The sequence below is a fragment of the Metabacillus litoralis genome (assembly GCF_020524045.1).
Taxonomy (GTDB): domain Bacteria; phylum Bacillota; class Bacilli; order Bacillales; family Bacillaceae; genus Metabacillus; species Metabacillus litoralis_C.
In genome coordinates, this window is record NZ_JAIVKL010000050.1 from 1 (window position 1) to 615 (window position 615).

The following is a 615-nucleotide window of genomic DNA, read 5'->3' on the forward strand; positions in this document are numbered from 1 at the left end:
ATGGCTGCATCTCGCTCACTAGATGTGTATGGTGCAATTTTTGACGTTAAAATAAGGTCATTTTCGATGTCAAAAATACAAGATACTCTAGAACGAGCATAGGTAATGGTTCTCTGGTTTCGCGAAAATCCAAAATAGCTTCTTAGGCGTTCCGTATTACTCAGTTCGAATACAGAACTATCAATTGCGCAAAGTCTATAGCCATTAAATGTTTTAAAAGAAGAATCATCATAAAACCACTGGACAACAGCGTTTGTTAGTTTGATAAAAGCAGTAGGTGAGATTTTTTGTCTCGCTTCTGAATACCCTTGCTTTGTAATGCTCACATCCGAGAGATTTAATAGGTGAAAAAAGGCATCCAGTTCTAATTGAATACTCCTTTTCACAAAATATAAACTAAATAGAATGGTACTTCTGAAATCCAATTTGTTGTTTCCCTGACGTGTAAAATAGGTAGATTTCGTTCTCGATTCACACATAAAGATCACGTCATTTAGCAGTCGCCCTGTAACCTCTACTGCCCCTAAAAAAGTCTTTTTCATCCCCATCTAAACCACCAACTCTGTTTTGGTATACCAAAAAACTGGTATTCAAAACGATTATTGTGGTGATTTT

The 615-nt window shown here is 36.3% G+C and carries 1 pseudogene; it reads right to left on the reverse strand.

Annotated elements, in window-relative coordinates:
- Positions 1-548 (reverse strand): annotated as a pseudogene (locus LC076_RS24020) (IS4/IS5 family transposase); the annotation flags it as partial.
- Positions 549-615 lie beyond the last annotated feature (67 nt).